This is a genomic window from Cupriavidus sp. SK-3, from assembly GCF_000611145.1.
In the GTDB taxonomy this organism is placed as follows: domain Bacteria; phylum Pseudomonadota; class Gammaproteobacteria; order Burkholderiales; family Burkholderiaceae; genus Cupriavidus.
Genome location: NZ_JFJV02000088.1, coordinates 29373 through 54624 on the forward strand (window position 1 = coordinate 29373; position 25252 = coordinate 54624).

Consider the following 25252-nt stretch of genomic DNA (forward strand, 5'->3'; position numbering starts at 1 on the left):
GCCACAATGCGCTTAGGTTCACGCCGCAATGCGCTGCGCGATCATGGCCTCGAGAAACGCGTCGCGACAGCTTTGTCGTAAAAAATTGGGTGACGATTGCATCTTCCCTAGTGCCACCTGCCAAGCGCCCAGCAGCTCGTCACGGGCGCTGTCCCAGAAAGCAGGCTCATGGTAGAGCGCGAGATAGCGATACCTATCGTCCTTGCACGTAAATGCGCCGTAGCCGTCTGCGGGTTGCCCCTCCCAGATGTCCGGCAGGGCGTGAGGCAGTTGCTCAAGCCCCGAATGCTCAAGAGTGGGAAACCTGCCGGATTGGATCGGGCTGGCGGTAAGTTCCCAGACAAGCTTAGGCCCGTCCATCACGCCCTTCCCTGCGATCACGCCGTTTAGATCCAGATAGCCTTGCAGGCTGTAGCGCTGTTTGCCGGTAGTGCGCAGATGCAGCAATCCGTTTTCCAGGAATGCCAGTGGCGCGACGGCCAGCTTGCGCTCGGCACTGTCACCACTGGCTTCGTGGAGGCTGTCTAATACGGCCTGGAAAGCTTCAGAGAACCAGGTCCTCACGCCGGCGAGCATCTGGCCGCAGGCCAACAGGTCATCATTCTGCATATTTGGGAGAGTATTGTTGGTAAATTGTCCGGCTAGCGCAGAGAGGCGCATTGCCGGATTGCTGCGGGGGCTGCTGAATGCGATTAATGAGGGAAATGCGCTACGCGATCGAAAGCTCTTCACCTTGTCGTCAGCCGAGACTGGGAGCACCCTGCGGTAATGCAGCGCTGCGCGTGCGATGTCGGCTGCGAGCCGCGTCAGCAAGTGCCATTCATCGCCTGCGCTCTTCTGGACGACAGCGGCTAGCCAGATGATGCCGGCATCCTTCATCAGGTAGCCCCATTGCCTCATGGCGTTGTGGCCGGCCAGCGTGTCGTCTAGTTTGTTCTTCTCATCCCATGCATCACATACGGCTGCGCGGAGCAGCCAGAGCGTGTCGCCGATGGATTCCAGCAACACCTTGCCGCTCATGGGGCCGGCGGCAGCCAGCGCAAACGACACGTCCGCCGTGCATGTCAGCGTTTTCAACTTGTCATCGACAGCGAATCCGTGGCCATGGACGCTGCGCACCCCCGCCGGAACCGTGATGCAAAGTTCCGCAGCGGGCGATGCGGCGCGGTCGGCACTGGCGGCAGTCGTGCCGCATCGATTGCGTGCGCAGGGTACCAGCACTTCTTCCGTTCGCCTGACCGCAGTTTCCTTGCGCGATGCCTTGCCTTTCTTTCGTGCTCCGTTGTCTTCGCCTGGAACGACGCGCAGCAAGGGCGATTGGCTGTCCACATGCCGCCGCACGCGGACGGCGTCGATGGCGGTGAGGTACTGACCTTCTCCCACCGTGCCCGCTTCGCGCGGGCTGCCGCGTTCGGCTTGCCCGTCGCGGAGGTTGGTGGGCAACATTAGCGGCACCGAGGCCTCGTCATTCATTACGAACCTGGCTGACTCGGGGAAGAACGGCTCATCAGACACGCTGTTGCCTGCTGCCGTCAGGAAAAGGCGCTCGTCGGCTTCCAGCGAGGCAACATCGACCTCCCCCATCTCATCCTTGCGCTTGCCAAGATCCATCCGCAGGTCGCTGGTGATCTTTGCACGGATGATTCGGTCCACCTGGTATTGATCGAGCGTGCCGTCAAGATAAGGGAAGGCTACGCCCAGGCGTGGTAGCTCGGCCGGCCCGCCGGCTTGCTCAGCCCGGGCATACTGCTCGATGCGCCGGCCGATGAGGCTGCCGAGCCGGTCAACGCGTCCGATGCGCTGCTCGAGGTCGCCGGAGGTCCAGGCGACGCCGTAGTGCACAACTGAGTCGCAGAAGAGGTGCATGTCCACCCCTTCTTTGAGCACGTCGGTGCAGATCAGCACGTTCGGATGGGTGGGGAACTTGAATTGCCTGACCGCGTTCTGGTTCTTGAGCCGGCTGGATCGCCCTATCACTGGCGACATCAAACTGAATGCACGATTGATCTCCTCTTCACAGATCCCTTTCCAGTCTGTGGCGTCACCGCCCCGCAGGCATTTGTCGACGATCAGGTCGAAGTGTTCGATCCAGCGCCGAAACTTCTCCTTCCAGTTGGCTACGTAGACGGATAGCTCACCCAGAACCGGGTCGCCGGCATGCTCCAACAGCCACAGGAGTTTCTCCGGCAGCTCGGTTGCGTTGTCGGGCGTGCGGGCGACGTGCGAGTGCAGCACGTACAGATCCACGATGAAGTCGGTCTGCCGCATCGACTGCAGTATGCAGCGTTGCAAAGCGGCGCGTTTCCACCCCGCATCCGCAGGTTCATCCGTGTCATCGAAGAGCCATTTGTTGCGCGGATCGACGCGAAGCGCATCGATGCGGGCTGCGCCGAGAACGATGTCGAGAAAACGCGCCCACCGTTCAGCGTTCTTCCGCCAGATGCGCTCGTTCTGCTCCTCGGTACCAGTCGGCTCTTCGGGGCGCTTCAGCAGGAAGCCGCGTAGCGGCTTCTGCGAGGGCAAGGTTGCGCTAAGCAGTCGTTGGCTGAACGAGACCAGCTTGCCGTTCTGCTTCCTCTCACCCGACGCGCGCTTCAGTGCATCGAAGTACGGTAACGCGATCGCCTCGCGGAACTCGCTGGCCCGGAATGTTTCGCCGTTCCCGCCGTCTTCATCGTCTTCGTCGTCTTCATTGCCGTCGAGGCTGTCGCTCGGAGCGTCTTCGCCCTCATTCGCATCATGCGAGTCATCTTCAGCCAGACGGCTCGCCCAGAATGCATCAGGCGTCATTCCCGGGTTGCCCTTTCCGCCGAATGCATCGAGGCCGGCCAGCGTTTCCCATGCCTCAATTCGCCGGTCGACCTGCCGCTGAAATTGCACGTGAAGCAGATCCCGGATTTCCTCGACCGTATCGATGCGGCGGACAAACACCAGCGTCTTGTCGCCTGTGCCGTCCTTCAGGCTGCGCTCGAACAGCGCCTCTGCCGTCCGGTTCAGCTTGGCATGGGGCAGCGCCATGGCCTGCTGCCCCGGGCGCTCCGCGCCCGTGCGTCCGTTCATCGCTTTGACAAAGCTGTGATTCAGCTCGTCGATGACGGTCCGGTCCATTGCCCTGTTTGCCTTGTCGTCAGCGCCCGTTTGCTTTCGGTCGAGTGCGGCTTCGTACTCACGCTCTACGGTGTCTTTCGCCACGACGGACTTGCGGCTGGCCTCGGAACGCCGGACCGAGGTCGACAGAGACTCGAACGACGCGCATTCGCCCTGACGGAACCTGTTTTGCTTGCCCGCCAGCACGCCAACCAGACGCTTCTGCACCAGTGCCATAGTCAGCGACAGAAAGGGATCGTCGGCTCCCGTGTAGCGCACGCGCTCATACTTCCGATACTCGATCTTGCCGTAGCGCTGATGCTGGCTGTCCGCGTAAGTGCGGGTCCGGCGCACCATCATCTCGGCAAGCAGGTCGATCACGTCGACCTTGAGGCCAAGCTTAGGGTCGAGCGTCCAGGTGGCGCGGCTGCATTGTGCTTTGTGGCTGCAATCCCCGCACGCGCCGGGGATGGCCGACTTGCCTTCGGCATTGAGCCGCGAAGGCAAGCGGCATAGATAGGCGTCGAGACTGCGGATGTCTCCGGCGCTGGAGTGCAGTGGCGTTGCGCTCATGAACAGCCAGCGATGGACGTTACGGCGGAAGATGCCGGCAATATGGCTGTTCTGGTAGTTGTCCGTATGACGCAGGTACTGCGCTTCATCGAAGATCGCCAGGTCAAGCGGCTGGACGGGCTCGTCGCCGATCCTGCCACACGTCATCAGCGCCCCGATGCGTTTGCAGTATTCCTCGCTCAGAGCGTGGGTAATGTCCTCCCTGCTTGTCTGCGACGGCTTGGCGTGGGCCTGGGCAATCTTGCGCTCCTCATCGCTCAACTGCTCCACGCCGTCCACGCCCACCAGGTTCGCGTAGTCCTGGAGGATGGCTTCCGGGCTGTCGCCCTGAAGATTGAGGGGGCGACGCAACGACGAATAGCGCAGCAGGTGAATGCGCGTTTCCCCCAGGCGCAGGGCTGCGACGAAGTCGCGGAGATTGCCATGAAAGTGCAAGGTATTGAGCTGGCGCCCGTTTGCCTCGTCGAGCAGCCTGCCGTCCAGCAGCTTGTAGCAGGTGCGAAGAAACTCCGACCACTCGCTCTGCCACTGGCGCTGCAGCGTTGCGCTGGAGCAGATGATGACTACTCGGGAATCGGGCTTGCGCAGGAATTGCGTGGCGATGATCCCCATCGCCTGGCGGGTCTTGCCCATCCCGACTTCATCGCAGAGATAGGCGAAGCCTTTGCTCTCCAGCAGATGCCATAGCCCGGCAACGCCTGCGCTCTGGAGCTTAGCTTGGGCGCTGGCTGCCTCCGGTGCGACCGCGTCAATACCGTCAAAGTCGATATATTCTCGAACCATGCTCGCGGTGAGCTTTTCGGGTATCAGGTTCTTGCTAGTCGGCATGTCGGGCCTGGGTGCGGGATATGGTGTTCGTGTCGCATTCGGTAACGACCTCGGCGCGGATTTGCGCGTGGAACCATTCAAGGAATCGCTCGGCGCGGTCGTCGGTGTACCTGCCAAACATCGCCGTGAATGAGGGCGATTTGCGTAGCATCGAGGCGATGTCGTCACGCATGTCTTCGATGCTGTTCTCGATCTCGCCTTCAAACTCCTCCGGAGGAGGCAGTTCGATCGTGTTGAGCCGGCGCAAGACATCGCGCATTTCGGCCAGTTGGATGTACCTGCCGATCTTCTCTTCCGGGGTAATAGCGGGCTGCAGCGTGATGGCGCGGAACAGGTTCCTTGCGCCATAGGGCGCGAGTGCATCGTAGGGGTCCGGCGGATCGCCAGCGGCGCTGCGCTTGCGGTGGTACTCGAGCAGCTTCCATGTCCCCTGGAACAGGGCAAAGAAGTCGTAGGTCGGCTCGGCGGATTCCTCTTCACCGTCACCCTCGCCTTCACCGGTGCCTGCCGCGCGGCGTCGCGTCTTGCCGCCCGGGGCATCCGGATCGAGCCCGCGGAGCAGTTCAAGGACCTTCGTCAACCGGGGGCGCGGCTGGTAGCCGAGCTGGTCCGGTTCGGCGTTGACCTGGGTGACGAGGCCACGGAACGTCTCGCGGGTGCCGCGCGCCGATAGGTAGGAGACCGAGAACGTGCGCACTGGCTGCGAGCCGCGGAACGGCAACGCTGGCAGGACCTGCTTCTGATGGATCGGCGTTAGGGCGAGCCGATGGGACAAACCGTCCACGTGCAGTACGATGTCGCGGATTGGCTCCTTGCTGGTCATCGTGAGTTGCCCGCTAAACGCGTGTGCCTTCCAGTTGCATAGGACGACAGCCTCGAAGGGCGGGAGCGGCGGCGCATGCTCATCTTCCTGGTCCGGGTCAGGCGCCACGAGCGATGGGTCCACCAAGGGCTCAATCTGTGCGGCCCAGGGGTTGGGAGATTTGCCGAGATCGTAGCGAAGCATGGCCTCGATGTTTGCCAACGCGTCGCCTTCCGGCGCAAGCATCGCCGCTTGCGTGAAGTTGGCGGAACCGATGCACAGTACCTGTCGATTGCTTGCGTCTTCCAGCATCAACGCCTTGGCATGTGTGTAGCGCTCGCCATCGGCGGAGAATTTCCCATAACGCCGCTTGACCGCTTGGGGCCGGGTGTCCGGCTCATGGGGGAAGCGGTACGTTCCGTCGGGCAGCAGCGATGGCACAAAGCAGCATTCCTTGACCCCCAGTTTTTGCACGAGAGCCGGCACGCTGCTCCAGTAGGGCGAAACAATGGTTGCGGATTGCCACGGCCCTGCATGGCTCAGCGAATCGAGCAGGGAGCGGTGCGGGCCTTCGCCGAGGGGCAGCGAGAGGTGCAAGGTAGGGGCACTGGCAGCGGCCGGGGCCAGCTGGTCCTTGGCCGAGAGTGCCATCAACAGCTTGTCCAGGACGGTGCGTATATCGCCTTCCTCACGGGCTTCGGCGGCTTCAAAATAGCGCTGCGCCTCACCCTTCAGCCATTCAATCAATGGAATCAGCTCGCGGGCATGCTGCTCGCCGACGGCCGTCATGCCCACGATTTCCCGATTCAACGCCCAGCCCGACAGCGAGAGGTTGCCGCTACCGACGGACAGCCATAAGCCCGGCTTCCGCGTCTGCCTCAGCGTGCCCGCCATCAGCATGATCTTCGGGTGGAAGCGGCCACTGGGCAGTCCTACCGGTAGTACGCCGTAGCGGAGGTCGCCCTTCGGCTCCGGTCCCGTGGATCGGTCGCAGGCGACAACGCACTTGAGCTTGCCAAGTTCGTCGTTGATCGCATAGCGGGTCTCGGATGCGCCTTTGAGGTCGTCAACCGAGTCTCCCACCAGCAAGGGCAGCACGTTCGCCTCGAAGAACTGCGAAGCGAAGTTGAAGGTCGTGAACAGGGCGTAGCGCTCATGCTCCGTAGAGAAGCGATCGCGTATGTGTTCGAGCGTGCCGCGCATCACACGCGCCAGCTTGTCGGGCGCCGTGCTCATTGCGCATCCTTGAATACTTGCCCGTAGAGGCTCGAGGCGGTGTTGAGGTAGTAGTCGTTCATCCACGGATAGCCAGCCTGGAGCCGCGCCTTGGCGTCGGCAGGATCACGGTCTGCGGCTACGGGGGCAACCACGACTTCTCCCTCGATCAGAACTAGCGGGTCACGTGCCCGCTCGGTCATGCATCGGGCGTGATAGAGCACCATTTCCCGCATGAAGGCGACCAGGCGCGCGTTGTCGGTGGCACCGGTGGCAGGCACGGAGGTGCCAGCCAATGTCTCGGCGAGGACGAGCATCTGCTTCATGCGCCGCGAATCCAGATCGCCACGCAGGCGCAGGAAGTTTGTCGCCCGGCTTGCGATCCGGGCGTGCAGGTGCTTGAGTTCGGCGGCGACTTGATCAAGTCGCTTCCCGGGCGAGGCACGCAGCAGGTCAAACACGTCCTGCATCACGAGCAGGAAGGGCTCGCACCACTGCACGCAATCGATGGCGTGCCGCAGCTCCGACGAGGCAAGCCGTGCAATTCGCTCGTCTAGGCGCAGCTTGCCTGGGGTGGTTAATCTGCGGAGCTGCAGGAAATCGAGCGCTAGCTGGCGTTGTGCGGTCTGGCCGAACAGCTCCTCGCGCAGCATGGTAGATAGCGCTTCATCGCTGAAGACGGTGTCGAGGGCCCTCGACAGTGCAGTGCCTTCCAGATGCACGGCTGGAACTAGTGCAACCGTTGTCTTGAGGGGATCTCCAAGCGCGCCTGCTAGTTCATTTATGGCCTTTTGTGGCCAGATTCGAGCCAGCTCTCTGGCCGCGCCCAGATGTATCGTTCCGTCGTCAGCAAGAAAACCTGCTCGCCGACAGCTGCCACGGTAGTACTGAAAGAGGCCGTTCGCCACGGTCTTTGTCGTTCTTGTGTCGACTGTGAAGCCGCCCTTTGCGGCGGTGAGCGAGTTGGTGCCGAAGCAATGTGGGCGGTTGTTGCGGAACAGCCAGTATTCGATCAGGCCTTCCATGAGCCGAAAGTACCCGCGCACACGCTCGTCGCGATCGAGCAGAGACTGGATCGGCTTTTGCAGCGCAAGCCATTCGATCAGGACTACCGCCTTGATGCCGTTGACCTGGAAAACTGGCGACGCCAGGTTCGGTACCAGTCGGCGGCCGAACGCGCTCCATACCGGCAGCAGACCAAGTGGGTCACGGCCGCCCGCTGACCGGCTCAGCGAAGGGTCCGCGTCCGTGAAGTATGGGAGCCCGGAGGGCACCATTGTGGCCGTAGCGCCAGGGTCAAGTTCGCTCATTGAGTCTGATTGGAAGGCATGTTGTGGAAGGGAACGGGTCCCGTGTCAATGGCAGGCAGGCTGGCTGGCGCCAGACCACGGCGTCACCGGAATCACCAACCCCGGCGTCACCAGAACAATCAGCCCACGCGCCGCGCCGGTCATGCCCAGATAGCTCCGCACCTGCGCCCGATAGTGCTCAAGCGTGGCCGGGTCCGGATTGACGTCGCTCTTCCAGTCGATAATGACCTGCGGGGTACCGTCGTGCGCAAAGCTTGCGGCATCCGCGATACCCACTGTGGCCTCTTCCGTAGTCACCTTGTCCGTCGACGCATAAACCGGCAGCTCCGGCACCAGCGTCGGCCGCAGCGCCGCAATCTCGGGCAAGGCCAGCGTGCGTGCCACGCAGCCGGCCATCTCCGCGGCCGACAGGCCGACTGCCGCGTCCTCATGCGCATCTTCCCCGAGCATCGGAATCAGCTCGGCCGCGCGCGCGGCCAACGCCTCAACGGCATCGTCGGTCTCGCCGGTCAGCACTTCTTCCAGCAGCTTGTGAATGATGAGCCCGCGCTCGCGCCCGCCCTGCACCACCGGGAACAAGGCCGACGGGCCTGCTTCGCCGTCTACGGACGCAATCAGGATCTCGGGCACTTCCTCCTGCATCAGCGGGCCGTTGGCGCCTTCGTCGCGGCTCGGCGCGAGCCAGTTGAGGTGTCTGCGCTGCAGCACGATGTTGAGCGCTTCTTTCCCGAAGCTGTCGTGGGTCTGGTGGTTCGCCGTGGTTGCAGCTGCAGCCCCGATGCCGGGTTCCAGGCCTTCCAGGTCCAGCGCGTCGAGTTGTGAGAGGGAAAGGTCGAGCAGAGAGATCCACGCCGAGTCTCGAACGGGCACGTCGAGCCTCGGCAGCACGAGCAGCTCGCGAGCGCGGGTGACGGCCACGTACCAGAGGCGAATCCGTTCGCGTTCGAGCTCGGCCTTCTCGGCATTGCGCGCAACTTCGTAGCCAGCGGGCTTGATGCCGAATACCGGGCAGTAGAGATGGCCGGTGGCGCGCTCGGTCACCGCGGTGTCCGCCGCCACTACCTGCGTCATGGTGTTGATCGGCACCACGATTGGCCATTCAAGCCCCTTGGCGGCGTGCATGGTGTAGAGGGCTACGGCTTCTTCCTGTGCATCGGGGCGGCCTTCGCTGGCGCGGGATGCGTCGGTCCAGGCTGCCGTCATGGTTTCGGCAAAGGCGCGCAGCCCGCGCACGGCGTAGGCGCGAGCGAGGTTGAGGTAGAGATCCACATTGGCCAGCGCGCGCTCTGCTTGTCCGCGGTGGCGGTCTTGCAGGATGGGCCGCATGCGCAGCATGTCAATGGCTTGCGACAGTAGGTCGTACGGCGTGGTGGCGTTGGCCTTGCGGCGCACCGCTTGCAGCTTTGCGATGACGTCGCGCGCCAGCGGATGCTGGATGGCCGTCAGGTCCACGTTGATATCGAGGCGCGGCAGCGTGTCGGGTGCGTGTTCCGGGCGGGGAAGCGCCCAGATGATGTCGAGCAGTTGTTCCTCGGTCAGGCCGACCAGCGGGCCGCGCAATAGCGCGCCAAGCGCGAGGGTGTCGCGCACGTCCGCCAGCACGCGGGTGACGGCGATGAGGTCCTGCACTTCCTGCCGCTGGAAGAATCCCTTGCCGGCTTGCGTGGCGACGGGGATGCCGCGGCGTTCCAGCGCGGCTTCGTAGCGCCACAGGTCGCTGCCCGTGGGCGCCAGCAGCGCGATGTCGCCGGGCCGGCACGGTCGCTGCGCGCCGCTCTTGCGGTCGGCTGTGGGGTGGCTGCCGATCATGCGCGCGCACATATCGGCGACGGCTTCGGCCTCCGCGTCACGCTGGTTCTCGGCGGTGACCTTGTCGCCTTCCGCTTTTACCTCCACGTGCAGCGCGACGACGCAGCGCTGTGCGTCGTCCGCATTGTGGAACGGATCGAGTGCGGTGAATCCCGGCTGGCCGTCGGCGCGAAGGATGGCCTCGAAGCGCTCGTTCACGAACTGGAGGATCGGCGCGCGCGAGCGGAAGTTGGTGGCAATCGGCAGCACGCTGCCGGCGTCCAGCGTGGCAAAGGCGTCGCGTGCCTGCACATAGGCAGCGACATCCGCGCCGCGAAAGCGGTAGATGGCTTGCTTGGGGTCGCCGACCAGGAACAGGGCGCCGGGGCGGATCGTGAAGCGGGTCCAGTCGTCGCGGGCGTCCGCGCTGGCCGGCTCGCCGCACAGGCGCCAGACGATCTCTGCCTGGAGGGGATCGGTGTCCTGGAACTCGTCCACCAGCACGTGGCGGTAGCGCGCAGCAAGCGCCTGGCGCACGGGTTCGTGATCGCGCAGCAGGTCGCGGGCGGCGAAGATCAGGTCGTCGAAGTCGAGCAGCGCGGCGGAGCGCTTGTAGTCGTTGAATCGCTCGATGACGGGCTGCACGGCGGCAACCAGGCCGGCGAGCACGCGGGTAGCCGCCTGTACTTCCAGTTCCTCCCAGGCCTCGCAGCACGCCTGGTAGAGCAGCCCGGCTGCCGCAAAGCGCAGCTCGCCTTCAGCCCGGGGCCTGCCGGCGTCTCTGGCTGCGTCGGCCCATTTGCCTTTGCGCCGGAAGCCCTTGAACTCGCCGGTGGCCTTGCAAAGCGCGGGGTCGGGGCGGGTCATCAGCAAGCGCGCGAGGTCGGCGGGGTGTGCCTCGTCGAGCCGGAAATCCAGCGCTTGCGCCATGGCCGCGAATAGCCCGGCGATCTCCATGGTCTCGGCTTCCTGAATCTCCGACTCATCCATGAATGCGCTGAGTTCTGCCGCCCCGCGCCGGAAGGCGGAAACCAACGGGGCCAGCGGATGTGCTGGCCGCACCGTCGCATTGCGGTGATTGCGCAACTCCGCGACGATCCGGTGCACCAGCTTGACCGTGCCGTCGGGATCGTGCAGGACCAGCTCGGCAATCAGCCCGGCTTGCGCGCCGTCGAGTTGCTCACGCAACCAGCCATCGATGATGTCGGCGAAGGCCAGTGCACCCTGGTCGCGGTCCATGATGCCGGCGCCGGGGTCGATGTTGGCTTCGACCGGATAGGGCTTGATCAGGCGCTGGCAGAAACCGTGGATGGTCGAGCAGGTGATCTCGTCGATGCGCGCGCTGGCGGCGTGCAGGTTGCCTTGATGGTGCGCATGGAGGCCATCGGGCAAGGCGGCGCTCAGCTCCGCGGGGATGCGGCCTTCGGTGAGCTCGGCGACGAACTCGCGCACACGGATGACCAGCTCGCTGGCGGCCAGTTCGGTAAAGGTCACGGCGGCGATGTGCCGGGGGGCGATGCCTTCGGCCAGCATCATGGCGATGCGGCCGGCCATGACCGCGGTCTTGCCCGAGCCGGCGCCGGCTTCCACCAGCAGGGAGCGGCCATGGTCGGCCATGGCGGCGCGGCGCGCGTGGTTGTCGTTCAGTGGTATGGCAGTCGTGTTCATTATTCGGCCCCCCAGACGAGGGTCGCGTCGCCAAGCAGCGCGTTCGCGCCGGCGAACTTGCGCTTGCAGTATGTGGCCGCGGCGTTGGCCGGCAGGGCGAAGGCGAAGTCGTCGTAGGCACCGCCGGTGTCGGTGCCGATGACCGCGGTGCCGGCGAGCAGGTTGCTCCTGGCAACGCGCAGGTGGCCGCAGATGTCGGCCAGCGCGCTATCTGCATCTTCGAGGGGCAGCTCCACCATCTGCCTTGGATACAGGAGCGAGGCCGTGATCTGTACGTCGTCGCCAAGGAGTGCCTTGACGGCGAAGGCATAGAGGCAGCGCTGCAGTTCCTTGCCACCGTCCAGCCGGATCGCGGTGGCGGGCGCGCGGCCGGTCTTGTAGTCGCGCACCAGTGCGTGGCGGCCGTCCTGGGAGATATCCAGCCGGTCGATATACCCGCCGATATGAAAGCCCGTGCCGGGAATCTCGACGCGTGCAGTGGCGTCCCAGGGCAGCGCGGCGTCATGGCGCGGCTTGGCATCACCGAACGGGACTTCTCCATAGGCGCGCGCGCCGGGCAGCGATTCTCCCCAGGTCAGCGCGCGTACTGACAGCATGCGTACGTCCTCAAGCGTGCGCTGCCAGATCACGCGCGGCGGCACGGCCTGCTCGGCCTCCCACTGCGCGGCTGCGGCATTGGCGGCATCGTGCACGGCGGCGGCCACTTGTTCCTGAGTGGCCTTCGCCATGCCGCCAGCGGCTTCCAGCGTCTGCAAGGCAGTGTCAAGCGTCAGGTGGACAAGGTTGCCCATGCTCATGGCGTCCAGCATGATCGGCTCGGTGTCGCCCCCCGGAGTCCGCCAGCGCATGCCGTACTGCCAGACAAAGCCGAGCGGATTGCGCAGCAGCTGCCGCAGCGAGCTGGCCGATTGAGTGCGGTCCAGGATCGCGCGCAGCACGGGATGATCCGCGCGCACGAGGCCATCATGCGCCGTGAGTTCGGCCACATGCCAGTTGTGCCAGCATTGGCTGGCTGCCATCGCCTGCGCCGATTCGCGGAACTCAGCGGGCCGCGCGAGCAGGCGGTCGGTCTCGCTGAAGGCGTGCTCGGGGACAGCATTGCGGCGCAGGTACGTCTCGGCGGGCATGCCCTGCAACAGGGCGCTGCGTCCCATGACACGTCCTTCCCCGTCGCGCCGCGAGCGCGACAGCACGACCTCGTCCGTGGTGCTGGAGAGAATGGTGTTGAAGCTGTGCCGGTCTGCGACGGCAACCGGGAACGGGTCCAGCTCCTGCCCCGGCACGATGTGGTCGGAAAGCAGCCGGTCTTCGGCAATGCCGCGCGGCCAGCGCGAGGAGTTCAGGCCCAGCAGGCGCACGAAGCGCCGTGGCGCGGCCGCCAGCTCGCTGGCCGGCATCCATGCCACCGAGACGCAGGCCTCCAGCCCGTCATCCTGCTTCAGGTTCTCCAGCGTGGTGTCGATCGATGCGGCAGGGCCCGCCAGCAGCGCTTTGCGCCAGATGCCCAGCGCGCGTCCGCTTAGCACGGCCTCGCCGACTTCGCCTGCTGCGTGGATGCCCTTGTCCAGCAATGCAATGAGTGCGCACAACGCGGCGTTGTGATCGGTCTGGTCGGGCCACGACTCGGCGCACACGCGATCCAGCAGGCGATCCCAAGCCTGCGCCGAAGTCAGCGGGGCGTCCGCCGGCAAGATGCGCGTCCAGCCGGCGGGCAGGGTCTCGAAAGCGCCCTTCGCGCCCGCATGCAGCGCTGCCAGCCGGCGCATCCGTGTCTGGGACAGGCCGCGCACCAGGATATCGGCCAATGCGGCGGCGGCCTGCCCGTCGCGGCTCGCACTCACCTTCACGCCGTGCACAAAATGCAGGTCGAGATTGGCATCGGCGCGCAGCGCAAGGAAGTGATCGTCGTATTCCGCAGGAGCCACCGCGGCAATCGCAATCTCGGCAGGCTTCGCGCGACCGGAGGCGAGCAGGCCGCGGGCCCAGCGCATGGCCTCGATGGCCTCGTGGTAAGCGGTGGCGGCGCTCACCGCCTGCAACGCGGGCTGCTGCGGCGCCGATTGCTCGATCGTGAGCGCGCTGCCCGCGAGCCAGGACGGCACCGCGTGGGGCCCGGAGACCCAGCGCGTTGGCGTGCGCGTGGCAATGGCCTTGATCAGTGCGTGCCAGCACGGCGCCACATCGGCAAGGCCGGTCAGGTCAATGGGACCAAACAGCGCCGGTACATGGGCAAGACGCAGCATCGCCGCGTTTGCGAGGTCCGTGGGCCGCTTCATGGCGGCGGGCAGACGGGCCAGCACCGCGGCTTCGAGCTGTGCCATGGAGTGCAGGCGGGGATGCCGGGCTGCGTGCGCCTGCAGGTCGATGCCGGCGCGCCAGGCCTTGCGCAGGCTGTCGGCGGCGGCGTCGACCATGCCGGGCAAGTCCTTGATGCTGTCGAGCTCGCCCAGTTGCGTCTCGGGCAATGCCGCCTGGATGGCGGCGCGCAGGCTCTCGTCGTCCAGCGGCTTGAGGAATCCGCCCGCGAGGCGGGCAGCCAACTGCTCGATGCTCACGATGTGCAAGCCTAGGCTGCGCTCGCGCGCAGCCCTCAAGCGCCACTCACGTGCGGCCAGCCGGCCTTGGAGGACGACTGTCCGACGATAATTTTCTTTCAAGTTGACTACCTCCACGCCTACACAATGCCCCGCGCATGATTCAAGTTGCAGCCCACCTTGAATACCCCCTCTACAGTGGGGTGCAAGGTGGCGCTGCGTTGCCGTGCGGGCTTGCTGTGCGTCAACCACGCCGACCAGCGATCCTACGCGGGCTACCGGACGAAACGTTGTCCGGTACCGGAGTTTGCGCAACGAGATCGTCGGCATAGGGCATGTAGGGCTGCCCGAGCTTGGCAGCGATGTCGCGGCGCAGGTGAGCGGGTGACACCACCTCGACAAGGTGCGCGCGCTCCAGCAGCAGGCTGGTGAACTCCACGGAGGGGACGACGGAGGCGGTCAGCTGGTAGCCCTGGCCGTCGGCCAGGACCTGCAGCACCTCTTGCTTCAGGTCGCGCCACTTCTCCAGAAATGCCATGTGGCCTCAGGTTAACGTTTCAGTTGCCGATATTCCTATCTGTTCTGGCCAAAGCTTGTCCAGAACGCCCTATACGATCGCTTCCGCATCAGACAACCGGGGCGTGCCTTGCGGTGCGCGTGCGGCTCATATGAGCCATCTGGTTTACGGGCGGTTGTCGGCTGATCTTGATACCAGTGACGGGCCGGGATTGCGGAAAGCCAGAGGGCATCCGGTCCGGCGCAACCCATACGGAGAAGCAACTTGGAAGAATCCGCTCAGTCGGCCGCCAAGGCGCCGAGGAGCCCGGGACTCGCGGCGCAGGCACAGGCACAGGTGCCCGGCATTGCATTCGAAAGCCGCTCGCCGCGCTACGTGCTCGACAAAGACGTGGTGCTGGCGGCGTCAACGCGGTGCCAGCTCGACGAGAGTGTTGCCAAGATCCATTTTCATCATCAGATCTATGTGGACTGGGGCTTCGCCGCGGTGGATCCGATGGGACGCAGCACCATCCTGAACTTCTATGGCCCGCCGGGAACCGGCAAGACCATGGCAGCCGAGGCGTTCGCCGGCACGCTCGGCATGGACATTGTGCAGATCAGCATCGCCGAGCTCGAAAGCAAGTTCATGGGTGAAACCGCGAAGAACCTGAAGGCCGCCTTCCGGTCCGCCTATGAGCTCGACGCTGTGTTGTTCTTCGACGAAGCCGACACGCTGCTCGGCAAACGGCTGTCCTCGGTGACCCAGGGCATCGACAACGAGGTCAATGCCATGCGTTCCACGCTGCTCATCGAGCTCGAGCGTTTCGACGGCATTGTCATCTTCGCGACGAACTTTGTCAGGAATTACGACGAGGCCTTCCGCAGCCGTATCACGCACCACGTGCACTTCGACCTGCCCGATCTCGATACGCGCAAGGGCATTTGGGGCCGGATGCTGATAGAGAGCATCCCGCTGGCAGAAGACCGCCAAGCCATGATCGACGACGCCGCACACCGCTCCGAAGGCTTGTGCGGGCGCGACATCCGCACATGCATGCGGCTGGCACTCCCGAAGGCCCTGCTCTCAGCCAAGGCGGGCGGCGTGGCGGCGCGCCTGCGCGCCGAAGATATCGAAGCAGCGATCTCGGAAGTGAAGAGCGCCAGCAAAGCGGTTGGCAGTCCCGTAGGCCGCGAACGTAGTGAAACGGCTCAGGCAGCGAAGAAGCTGCTGGGCATCGATTCCTGAACAGGGGAGGATAACGTGGGGTTTTTTTCTGAATTGGTTTCGAGCGTGGGTTCTGTTTTCAGCAGCGCCGCGAGCAGTGTTGCATCCTTGGCGAAAAGCGCTTACGGAAAAGTGAAGGAAGTGGCGGCCAAGGTGGTTGGCGCGATGGCCGCGGAGGGCGAACGGATCGTCGGCGATATCAAGCGCTTCTACAACATGGCCAAGCCGTGGCTGGTCAAGGCGAAGGCACTAGTTGCCACGGCACGCGCCGGGGCGAAGCTCCATCCATGGATCGGGTCAGCGCTTATGGTCTTGGAGAAGGGACTCGATTTCGCCATTGGATTCGGCGACAGCGCGATCGCCAAGCGGTTGGACAATGCTGTTGCCTGGGTCATTGCGGCTGCCCGCAAGTATCGGGACCAAGTCCTGGACAAGGAAGCCGCGGCTGAGGCCGAGAAGCACAAGGAAGCCGTCAAAGAGGCGGAAGCCCACGCTGCCCGGAGCGCCCAGCACGCGTTGAAGGTCACGCAGTTCATGATCGACTCCATGCTGGTGCGCAGCCGGATCGACACGCTGATGGAGCGCGACACCGTTCGGGATTTTGATCACTACTTGCGGCTGCGCGCCGCGCAGAAGCTGCTGGTCAATACGGAAAGCCAGTTGCAGGAAGCGACGACCGTAGATGCCGTTACCGCGGACGACATGTTCCTCGTCACGGTGGGCTCTGACCTCCTGGCGGAGACGCCCGTGCTGTCGGACGCCGATGCCGAGCGCCTGGATGCCATTGTGACAGTGCGGTTTGGCAAGGGGCTGATCCCGTTTGTCTTCGAAGAGCTGATCATCGGTTGGGCGGCTGATCTGCAGACCCGCGAGGCGTCCGGCAAGCGTCTGGAATCCAGAGTCATCGATAACCGCATCAAGCTCAACCGTATGCTGCGCGCGCAGAAGAGCGAATCGCTGACGCCGGAAGACGCCGCGGAGCTGCCTGCGCTGCAGGCGCAGGTTAGTGAAGGCATGAGCGCACTGGAAGCCGCCAAGACGGAAAACGCAGAGTTCCGCATCTACGTGCAGGCTGCCGAGGGCTTTCTGCAATTTATGGAGAAGGACGAGGCCACTTTGCGGGAAGAAAACTTCGACTACCTGGTGGATAGCGGCAATGAGGCCGGGCAGATCCTGATCGATTGCCTGCAGTTCGGCAAGCGCTGGGAGCAGCTTGGTGAGGACCAGCAGGCGCTGGTGATCGACTTCTCGAACATCTTTGAAGCAGCCAGCCGGAAACGTGCCGAGCAGCTGGTTGAGGTGGAAGCCTGATGTCCATTCTTGACGTACTTCGTTTCTTGTCGCCGGGTGCGGAACTGGTCCAGGGCCTGATCGGCGCACTGATGCTCCTGATGTTTGCCAGCACCAGCTACGGCGTCTGGCGCAACGCGCGGCCGCACACCTGGCAAGACAACTGGCAGCGTCGCGCCGCCAGTGGCGGGGACGCTGCCGAGGCGGCTCCCGTTTCCCTGGCGGAGATGTCGGATGTGGTGGCGTCTCGCGCGGAGAAAGCGATTGAGGTCATGCCCGGCGTCCTGCTGATTCTCGGATTGCTTGGCACGTTCCTTGGCCTTGGCATTGCGCTGAACGATGCCTCCGCCATGCTCTCGAAACCCCAACCTGACAGTGCGGCGATGGCCGGCACGATGCAAGGCCTGACGCACATGATGGAAGGGCTCGGCACCAAGTTCAGGACATCGGCATGGGGGATTCTCTTCTTCCTGCTGTTGAAGGTCATTAGCACGTTCACTCGCCACGAAGAAAGGCGACTGAACTGGTGTTCCGCGAAGCTGAATGAAATCTTGCAGCGCGCGCGGCAAGCCAGCGGTGAACGCGATTCGCGCATGCAGGACAGCATGATCCAGGCGATGGAATCCATCGGCAAGCAATTTGCGACCGCGATCGGCGCGCAGACAGCAGAGCTGCAAGTGCCACTGCAAGCCGTAGCCAAAGCCACCGCAGGTACGGTGACGGCGATCGCCGAGATTCGGGACAGCGCCGTGGCGCAGCTAGCTTCCGCAAAGGAGATGCAGCTGGCGGTGAAGAAGACGCAGGAGGCGATGGAGCACTTCGTGCAGGCCAACGACGCCAACATTCAAGCCATGAGCGAAGCGGGCAAGAAGATGGCCGCCGGGGCCGTTAAGGTCGCGGCGTCCGCGGAGGCACTGTGCAAGGGCGTGGACACCTTCGAGAAAGGGATCGGTGAAGTCGTCGTCGGACTCAAGCGCGATCTGTCGCAGAACATTGGCGATATGAACGATAGCTTCCAGGAAAACCTCAGATCCATGGCTGAGGAGCTCAAAAGCACGACCGCGAACATCTCTTCCGCGGTGGATGCGCTCAAGGGCAGCGTTTCGCTGACCATGGGCAAGATCGAGCAAACGATGGCGAAAGCCACCGCGCAGCAAAACGGTGCGATTGGCGAGTTCACCGAGATCAGCACTACGTTGCAGAAGGTGGTGATGACCATGCAAGGCACCATCGATAAAGTGGCGACAAACATCCAGATGGGGTTGAAGGCAGTCTCCGAATCTGGCCTGCGTATGTCATCGATGGAAAAGCGTTTCGATGGCCTGATCGAGCAGTGCAATGGCATGATCGCTATCAGCGAAAAGGCAGTGAATAGCGGAGCAGACCAGGCGAAAGACCTGCGCGCTGCAGCAAACAGCATATCCACCGCCGCCGGCAAGCTTTTCAACGCAGACAAGGACAAGGATAGCCGCCTGTTCGCCGCTCTCGACCAGATGCTGGCGCTGCGCGTAAAGGGCGATGCCGACAGCCGCAAGCAGATGGACCAGATCCTGACGCACCTCGCCCGCATCCAGCAACGCGCGCAAGCCACGCCGGCTGCAGAGAATGCTGAAATTCAATAAACCAGGGCGGTGCAAAGGATGAAGGACAAGCCAAACGAATGGGTATCCATTGCGGACCTGATGGCGGGCACCCTGGCGGTGGTCATGCTGCTGCTTGTCGTGTCCATCCTTCAGAGCCAGTTTGCTGCGCTCCAGCACAAGGAAGAAGCGGAAAGAGGCGAGGCCTCGCAGCGAAAGCGCGTGGAGGCCATGCTGACCGACATGAAGCGCGCGTTCGAGGCACAAGGCGCGGCCGGCCTGGTCGCCTTCGATCCGGCGGCGGGCAAGGTCACCCTGAAGGACAATGTGTTCTCTCGCGGCAGCGCCTGCGTGACGCCCGAGGCCAAGGCCGCATTCGCGAGAGTGGACCGTGAGCTCACGCATTACCTGACGGAAGCGAAAGAAGGGCAGATCTTCGTGGAGGGACATACGGACAGCCTGCCTGTGCAGAGCCCGGTCACGGATTTCGCGCGCTTCTGCACGGTCTATGACGACAACTACACGCTGTCGGCTGCGCGTGCGCGCGAGGCACGCCGCTTGCTCACAGGTGGCATGACGACGGAGACGGCGCGCCGGGTCATTGTGGCGGGCTTTGGCGACTCGCATCCGTTGCCGGGTGTCGATCCGCGCGACGCGAGGAATCGCCGCGTGGAAGTGCGGTTCGTCCGCTAGCCGTTTTGCCTCCTGGCCGCGATGGCGGCCGGGAGGATCGGGCTCACGCCCGGCGCATCACCGCATCGATTGCAGCCAGCGTATCAAGCGCGGTTCCCGCCAGCCCCATATTGTGCTTCCCACCCCGGACGCCAGCCTGCCGGGTGTTGATCCGGATGAACTGCGTCGCATGGCGCTCGCCAAATCGCCTGGCCGTCGGGATCTCCGTTCCCGCGCCCACCTCGATCACCAGGATGTTCTCGCGCGTGCGGGTCCAGGTATCAAGCCTGTCGCGCGATTCGACCGTTGGCGTTTCCACCCAAGAGAAGTCGTCGAACATGAGGATGTTGGGGCGGGCCGCGCCGCCGCAGTGCGGGCAGCGCGGCGGGTCGTTCAGCAGCTTGCACTTCGCCTCGTCCACCTCCGGCTGGAATCCGTCAGCGCTCCAGGTGTGCTCGGTGCAGGCTTGCAGGCACTGCAGCACGTGGATGGAGCCGTGGCACTCGTGGACCTTCTCGGGCGTAAAGCCGGCACGCTGGAAGTGTCCGTCCACGTTGGAGGTATAGACCCGATACCCCTGCGGCATGCCCTCGGCCCAGCGCCGCAGAATCTCAAAGCCGGCATGCGGCTGCGTGCGCCGGTACAGCGCCATGCGGTGGCCGTAGAAGCCCCAGGCAAGCGCGGGGTGGCTGGCAAAGGCTTGGGGCGATGCGATGTCCTGGAAATTCAGGCCCGCTGCGCCCAGCGCGGGATAGGCTCCCCAGAATCCCTCCGTGCCACGGAAATCCGGCAAGCCGGAGTCGACGCCCATGCCGGCGCCAGCCGTAATCAGCAGTGCCCGCGCATTCCTCACCCAGTCCGCCGCTTCTTCGATCTTGTGCTGATCGCTTCTCATCCTTGTTTCCCCATGAATGTCTCCGCCTGAGGGCGGCACTGCGTGATCGGTTCTCTTCCGGTGCGAGCAAGTGCATCAACGGAGCAGCATCTCCTCGCATGGATCCAATGCTAGATGCGATACCGGACAACTGCCTGTCCGGTCTGGACATGACACTGGCGCCTATCGCAACTCAGGAGCTCGCCTATGTCCCAGAACCCTCTTCTCGATCTGCCCATCCGCCAAGGCGAACTGACGCCGATCCGGCCGCTGCGGATTGCCATCCAGCGGTGGGGCTTTTCCGAGCAGGAGGCACAGGGTGTGATGATGGATTGCCCCACGTTTGCCGGTGGCATCGATTGGGTGCTCGGTGGACGGCGTGCCACGCAAGCCGACATGGTTGTGCATCTCGTGGACGCCGGGCGCCTGAGCGGCGCTAACGGTGGCGCCCTATGGAATGCGATGGGGCCGGTGCAGGCAATGAGAAAGGCCCGCCAGACCGGCAGCATCGAGATCGCACTTGTTCTCGGTGCCGCCAGGCAACTGCCTGCGGTGCGCGCCGGCTGCTGGATCATGGCCGGGCCCCGCAGCGTGGCCTCCGCCCTTGCGATCCTGTTCCGGTCGACGGTGGAGCCGTCGGATCTGTCGGCGGGGCGTGGCGCCTCGCTCAGGTCGCTGCGGGAGTTGGCATCGCTCGATACGACCTGCCTGCTCCTGCAGCACGCCGATACCGAGCCTGAGCGCCTGGCCGGAAAGATCGAGGCAGACCTGGTGTCGCTGTTCGAGAAGGGCTATGCAGCGCCCGCCTGGATCTCCGTCGCAGCGCCGGTAGCGGCGATAGCCGCCATTCGCCAGACCACCCGGGTCATTGCCGGGCGCCTGAAGTACTCTGCGCGCCCGTTCGAGAAGTCCAACGCCGATGTGGTGGTGGCCTTTCCCTGGCCGGATCTGGCCTTCTAACGGGGAGGCGGGGAGGCGGGGACGCACTACGCCGGGCCCGCCGCGTAACGTTGCGCGGCGGCGTGAAGCAAGCTACCGATCTCCTCGCGCAGGTGCTGAGGCGCGAGGACTTCGATAAACGGCGAGCGCTCCAGGAGCAGGTTCTTGAGCGCCACGGATGGCGTTACCGTGGCGGTGAGGACAAAGCCGCCCTCTTCTGGCTCGATCTTCTGGTCGATTGACAGCTTCACGGAACGGAACTGGCTTGGCACGGCTCGGGTCTCCCGCACGCGCAGCACGATCTGCTCCGGCTCTTCGGGGAACCATTCCAGGACCTTTTCTTTCTTGATGAACGCGTCGAGGTTGAAGTCGCTCTCGCGTACCAGGTCATGGCCAAGGTTTCTGACTTCGACGATACGGTCGAATCGCAAGAGAAAGGCCTCCCCTTGCTTGCCGCTCGAGCGCTTGCCTCTCACGACCAGGTACCAATAGGGGCCTTTCTCCACGATGGCATAGGGCAGCACCCTGTGCTCCTTCGGCTCCGCGGCATCCTGGTCAGCCTTCTGGTAGCGCACGTAGAGTGACTCGTCACGGTATAGCGCAGCCCAGATCGTCTCGAACATGCTCTCTTGGACCTGAGGCGGAATCAGCGGATAGCCGGGGTCCAGGCGCGCGGTCTTTCCCATCCATGCGCGAGCGCTTTCCAGACGAGTATCGAACGTACTCTCGTGCAACACGCGGGTGGCGCCCTCAAAATATCCTTCGAAGTCGCCGATAACGCTGTTTGGGAGATGGTGTTTCGCCAGTTGTCTGAGCTTCAGAAGTGCCAACGACAGGTCAACCGGGGGACGGATGGCTTGCCTTGGCCCTTTGGCGAGGAGCCTCCAACTGGTGGCCGGGCCATCGCCTTCCCGCTCCAGTAGGCACATACGCTCGAGATCTTCAAGGACGCGTCGGACCTTGCGGTCGTGAAGACCATGAAACCGTGCCCAAATGATCTTCTTTAGCTCGGTAGATCGCCAGACCCTGTTCGGGTGCGACGCCATTGCGTCCAGGACGACTTGATGTTCCGGCTCAATCATGTTTTGCTATTTATTTTTCTTCGCAGGAATGCGTATCCTAGAAAGCCGACCAGAATTTGTCCAGTGAACGGCGTGGAATAGTAAGAGGCCAGGTCCAGCGGCGACATTGCCTGTTTAGCTCGTTGTCAAACAAGCGAAAAGATGGGGCCGTATCGTGAGGCGACTCTCGCAATAGCGGGGCCCTTCAGTGTTAGAAATTGAAATGGAGGCAGGGGAAGATCGTGGGCATCTTGTGGATTTGTGGAATTGCGTTGGCAATCGCATTGGTCGGGGTGGCTGTCTATCTCGGTTACAGCATCGCGTTGCGCCACCGCGATGACAATTACAACGCCGGGCAGCGTAGCCAGCGCGCGGGGAAGCCGATCATCGGAGCGTCCCCTGCGGCAGGTGGCGTCATTGCGAGCGCTGCGCCTGAGGAAGTACGAGCCGTGCTAGGTACCGAGCTGCTGGTGCAGGACGAGGACGGCAACATCATGATCAGCACGCGCGAGCTCGCCGCGATGCCTGCCAATGCTCAACCGTTGGCGGGGCGAGCCGATATTCCCGTACACCGCGCTCGCCAACTTGCAGCGGATGTATTCAAAGGGGCCGTCGGCCTGCCGAACAAGACGGTGGAGCTGGTGTTCGATCCGAAAGTACAGCAAGGGTTGAAGGACGGTACGCTGGAGCTCATTGCTGCGCAAAAAGGTGGGGTGTTCCCGACGGCGCGTCAAGTGGGTTCAAAAAAGTTTGCGGGCAATGGCAGGGTGATCGAGGGAGGACGTGCCCGTCAGATGACTGCCGGCGCCTTCCAGCTGCTTAGCATCGCCGTGGCGCAATCGCATCTGGACGATATCAACAGGGGACTTGACGAGATCAAGCAGGGCATTTCGGACCTGCATATCTACCTGGACAACAAGGACCAGGCCAAGCTTGAAGGGGCAGTACTCTACCTGGGATCCTTGGTTTCGTTGATGAATGACATGAGATCGCCGGACGAATTGCCTCTGGAAAAGCGTGGGCAGCTCGAAGCCATCTGTCGCGAGGCCATGGAATGGATCGTGCAGCTGCGGCTCGAGGGAGAGGCGCTTGCAAAGCGCATTCTCGCCCAGAATGATGTTGATTCCCTGGGCGGGACGGAGAATACGCACAAGGCACTGCTAGGCCATGCCGATTCCGCCCGACGATTGGTTCAGAAACGCAACTTGTTGTTGCGTTTGATGGCCTTGTTGAATGTTTGCAAGGCATACGTCGATCCCTTGAACAGGCAGTCACTGCCGGTGATATCTGAATCTGGCGTGGACGATCCGCTCAAGGCGATGACCGGTGTCTCGGGGTCTCTGCGCGATCGGGCTAATCAGCTCTTGTCTAAGTCGCTCTGGAACAAGCAGGAGACCCTGGAAGTGCGTCGTGGTGAGATCATCGACAATGCCGAGGCCATGCTGACGCTTGCCGTGGGCCAGCAGCGGAGCTATGACAGGATGATGACTCAGCTAAAGGACCGGCTTGGGCGTCTTCAGCATGATGACGGCAAGATTCGGATGGCATTGAGCTTCGACAGCAACAGCGAGATCAGCGCGGTCGCCATGCTTTGACGGGCCGCGCGCCGTTGCGCTGCAGTCACCCTGGATGGCCCTGCGCGTGCCGAAGAAGTTGGCCGGCAGCGAGGGGCCTTTCGATGGCGTCTCGGTTCGCGGGAGCGCGCTGCCCTTCCGAATCTCTTCTCCAGTGGTGAGTTGGGGCTGGACAAAGGCCGTGTCCACGGCAGCGTTGCTCGAACGCGTGCGTTCCTCCCGCAGTGCCGTCACCGACCATCTGCCACCCGAGGCACAGGCTTGGCAATTGCACGATGTCCAGTGGTGCTTGCGCGAAGCCAAGCGCATCGGTCCATCCTGTTCCGCCTTGGTTCGCGTGCTATTCGGCGATCGGGTGCTGATCAAGCTGCGCGCCGTCCAGGGGCTGCGCCAAGATCGCTGCTGCTGCAGCGACCGTGCGGAAGTGCTTGGACAATGACATAGGCGGCCACGTTATCGGAGTTCTCAATGCACGGCGGGTTCTTTGCCGCAGCCTGCCGTTTGACAACAGGCTGCCGGACAGGGAGACGTCATCTAGCGCACGCCTAGCGAATCTGCGAGGTCGGTTCCGGACCTGGGCAGCAAGGGTGCGGGCACCCCGGCATGAAATTGATATGCGCAAAATTCGGCGGTTCCGCTGACTTGCCAGGTTTGTAGCGGGGGATCTCCATGGAAATCATGCTCACCGGCACACCAAAAGTCGTCAGCAAATGCTCCAGGTGAGATACGCGCTTGCGTGCGAGAGCATGACTGACACCAACGGTGGGGGCCTCGTAGACGAGAATGTGAAACTCCTTCTTGTTCTCATAGGCTGCCGGGTCGTCGATCATCCACTCCGCCAGTCTGCGAACTTCCGAAGCCGGCAGGCGATCCGCACCGGGCTCGAAATTGCTGTTGAAGGAAATATCGAAGCTGCAGGCCAGGGCGGGCTGCGCCAAGATCGCTGCTGCTGCAGCAACCGCGCGGAAGTATTTAGACAATGGGGAATTCCCTCAAGCAGGCGTTGGCGGACCCTTTCATCGGATACGCCAAACCACGTCTCGACTCGCGCCCGATCCGCGTGGCCCCACCGTCGAAGCTCCACCAACCTCTTGCCGCAGCACAGAACGGCCGTGTCGCGGAGCCTGAGAACGAGGCTGCGAAATTCCGCATTGCTCATGTTTGCACAGATCCGATCCGAATCGTCCACGAGGCGGCTTGGCCCGTCAGACAGCTTCTCGGCGGCGCTTGGTGCGTAAGTGCCTGGCGCGGTCGAAGGCTGGAGGCGGCCTGCCCGGTTCACCTGAATGATGAAATCCCGCTGTGACGGGATGACCAGTGGCTTGTCCGTGCATTGGCACATCACCCTGGCGCCCCGCACCAGAATCTGGCGCCCGTCCATGAGCGTGAAGTGCGGATAGGCGTCGTTCATCACCGGGCCACCCACCTTGCAAGCTGGACAAGTAGCGTGGTCGCCTTCCGCCGCGACGGCGACACCGTGATGCGTAAAGCCAATCACTGTGGACATCAGCACCCCACCTGTGCCGGTCTTGTCGCCATGCTTCAGGGCCTCTCGCATATCGTGCATGCCATTCTCCGTTGTCAGGGCGCCGACACTCAAAGTGGTCGGACGGCTTGCCAATGTGCCCGCGGATCGCCTGATCGGCATTGGGAAAAGTCTGCAAGAACGCGAAGAAAATTCCCTTAGTGAGCGGGAATACGCCGTGAAGTTGGGAGGCGGGCTCTCATCCGGAC

General features: G+C 63.4%; 16 protein-coding genes and 1 pseudogene. 7 read left to right on the forward strand and 10 right to left on the reverse strand.

The genetic code is table 11. The features are described from left to right. Nucleotides 1-18: 18 nt before the first annotated feature. From CF70_RS09250 to CF70_RS09275, 6 genes are all read right to left on the reverse strand, one after another. A complete protein-coding gene (locus tag CF70_RS09250; RefSeq protein ID WP_051648184.1) occupies nt 19-4488 on the reverse strand; it encodes a DEAD/DEAH box helicase family protein in 4470 nt (1489 codons plus the stop codon). Then, nucleotides 4478-6526 carry a hypothetical protein gene (locus CF70_RS09255; protein WP_051648186.1) on the reverse strand — a complete coding sequence of 683 codons (2049 nt, stop codon included), beginning with the start codon at nt 6524-6526 and terminating at the stop codon, nt 4478-4480. The genes CF70_RS09250 and CF70_RS09255 overlap by 11 nt, the downstream gene beginning before the upstream one ends. Beyond that, the gene (locus CF70_RS09260; RefSeq protein WP_035863349.1) at nt 6523-7815 is read right to left on the reverse strand and encodes a hypothetical protein; all 1293 of its coding nucleotides are present in this window, start codon (nt 7813-7815) and stop codon (nt 6523-6525) included. Before CF70_RS09260 ends, CF70_RS09255 begins: the two co-directional genes overlap by 4 nt. Nucleotides 7816-7860: 45 nt before the next feature. After that, nucleotides 7861-11271, reverse strand: coding sequence for a UvrD-helicase domain-containing protein (locus CF70_RS09265; protein ID WP_035863351.1), 3411 nt, complete (start codon nt 11269-11271; stop codon nt 7861-7863). Next, nucleotides 11271-13826 carry a PD-(D/E)XK nuclease family protein gene (locus tag CF70_RS09270; RefSeq protein ID WP_200876721.1) on the reverse strand — a complete coding sequence of 852 codons (2556 nt, stop codon included), beginning with the start codon at nt 13824-13826 and terminating at the stop codon, nt 11271-11273. The genes CF70_RS09265 and CF70_RS09270 overlap by 1 nt, the downstream gene beginning before the upstream one ends. A 223-nt stretch (nt 13827-14049) precedes the next feature. Next, the gene (locus CF70_RS09275) at nt 14050-14343 is read right to left on the reverse strand and encodes a hypothetical protein (protein WP_035863355.1); all 294 of its coding nucleotides are present in this window, start codon (nt 14341-14343) and stop codon (nt 14050-14052) included. Nucleotides 14344-14586: 243 nt separating this feature from the next. On the opposite strand from CF70_RS09275, the gene CF70_RS09280 reads away from it, so the two are divergent. The 4 genes from CF70_RS09280 to CF70_RS09295 are packed head-to-tail and all read left to right on the forward strand — an operon-like array spanning nt 14587 to nt 19091. Then, on the forward strand, nt 14587-15549 hold the full coding sequence (locus CF70_RS09280) for an ATP-binding protein (RefSeq protein WP_235184969.1): 963 nt from the start codon (nt 14587-14589) through the stop codon (nt 15547-15549). 15 nt (nt 15550-15564) lie between these two features. Continuing rightward, on the forward strand, nt 15565-16839 hold the full coding sequence (locus tag CF70_RS09285; RefSeq protein WP_152561749.1) for a hypothetical protein: 1275 nt from the start codon (nt 15565-15567) through the stop codon (nt 16837-16839). After that, nucleotides 16839-18440, forward strand: a complete 1602-nt coding sequence (locus CF70_RS09290; protein ID WP_035863359.1) for a hypothetical protein — start codon at nt 16839-16841, stop codon at nt 18438-18440. Before CF70_RS09285 ends, CF70_RS09290 begins: the two co-directional genes overlap by 1 nt. A gap of 18 nt (nt 18441-18458) precedes the next feature. Continuing rightward, a complete protein-coding gene (locus tag CF70_RS09295) occupies nt 18459-19091 on the forward strand; it encodes an OmpA/MotB family protein (protein ID WP_035863361.1) in 633 nt (210 codons plus the stop codon). Between the two features lie 43 nt (nt 19092-19134). Here CF70_RS09295 and CF70_RS09300 read toward each other — a convergent pair whose 3' ends face one another. After that, entirely contained in the window at nt 19135-19965 is an 831-nt protein-coding gene (locus CF70_RS09300) for an SIR2 family NAD-dependent protein deacylase (protein WP_035863363.1), read from the reverse strand. A gap of 186 nt (nt 19966-20151) precedes the next feature. Here CF70_RS09300 and CF70_RS33760 point away from each other — a divergent pair, with 186 nt between their 5' ends. After that, on the forward strand, nt 20152-20904 hold the full coding sequence (locus CF70_RS33760; RefSeq protein ID WP_051648188.1) for a hypothetical protein: 753 nt from the start codon (nt 20152-20154) through the stop codon (nt 20902-20904). Between the two features lie 26 nt (nt 20905-20930). On the opposite strand, the gene CF70_RS09310 is transcribed toward CF70_RS33760, so the two are convergent. Continuing rightward, nucleotides 20931-21965 (reverse strand): helix-turn-helix transcriptional regulator, encoded by a 1035-nt coding sequence (locus tag CF70_RS09310; protein WP_035863366.1) that lies wholly within the window; start codon nt 21963-21965, stop codon nt 20931-20933. A gap of 221 nt (nt 21966-22186) precedes the next feature. On the opposite strand from CF70_RS09310, the gene CF70_RS09315 reads away from it, so the two are divergent. Together CF70_RS09315 and CF70_RS38905 are read left to right on the forward strand one after the other, a co-directional pair. Further along, complete coding sequence (locus tag CF70_RS09315; protein WP_152561750.1) at nt 22187-23539, forward strand: hypothetical protein; 1353 nt, start codon at nt 22187-22189, stop codon at nt 23537-23539. Between the two features lie 34 nt (nt 23540-23573). After that, nucleotides 23574-23957, forward strand: coding sequence for a hypothetical protein (locus CF70_RS38905; RefSeq protein ID WP_035863371.1), 384 nt, complete (start codon nt 23574-23576; stop codon nt 23955-23957). Nucleotides 23958-24063: 106 nt separating this feature from the next. Here CF70_RS38905 and CF70_RS09325 read toward each other — a convergent pair whose 3' ends face one another. Next, the gene (locus tag CF70_RS09325; protein WP_235184970.1) at nt 24064-24498 is read right to left on the reverse strand and encodes a hypothetical protein; all 435 of its coding nucleotides are present in this window, start codon (nt 24496-24498) and stop codon (nt 24064-24066) included. A gap of 359 nt (nt 24499-24857) precedes the next feature. Further along, nucleotides 24858-25166, reverse strand: a pseudogene (locus CF70_RS38910) (PAAR domain-containing protein); the annotation flags it as partial. Nucleotides 25167-25252: the final 86 nt, after the last annotated feature.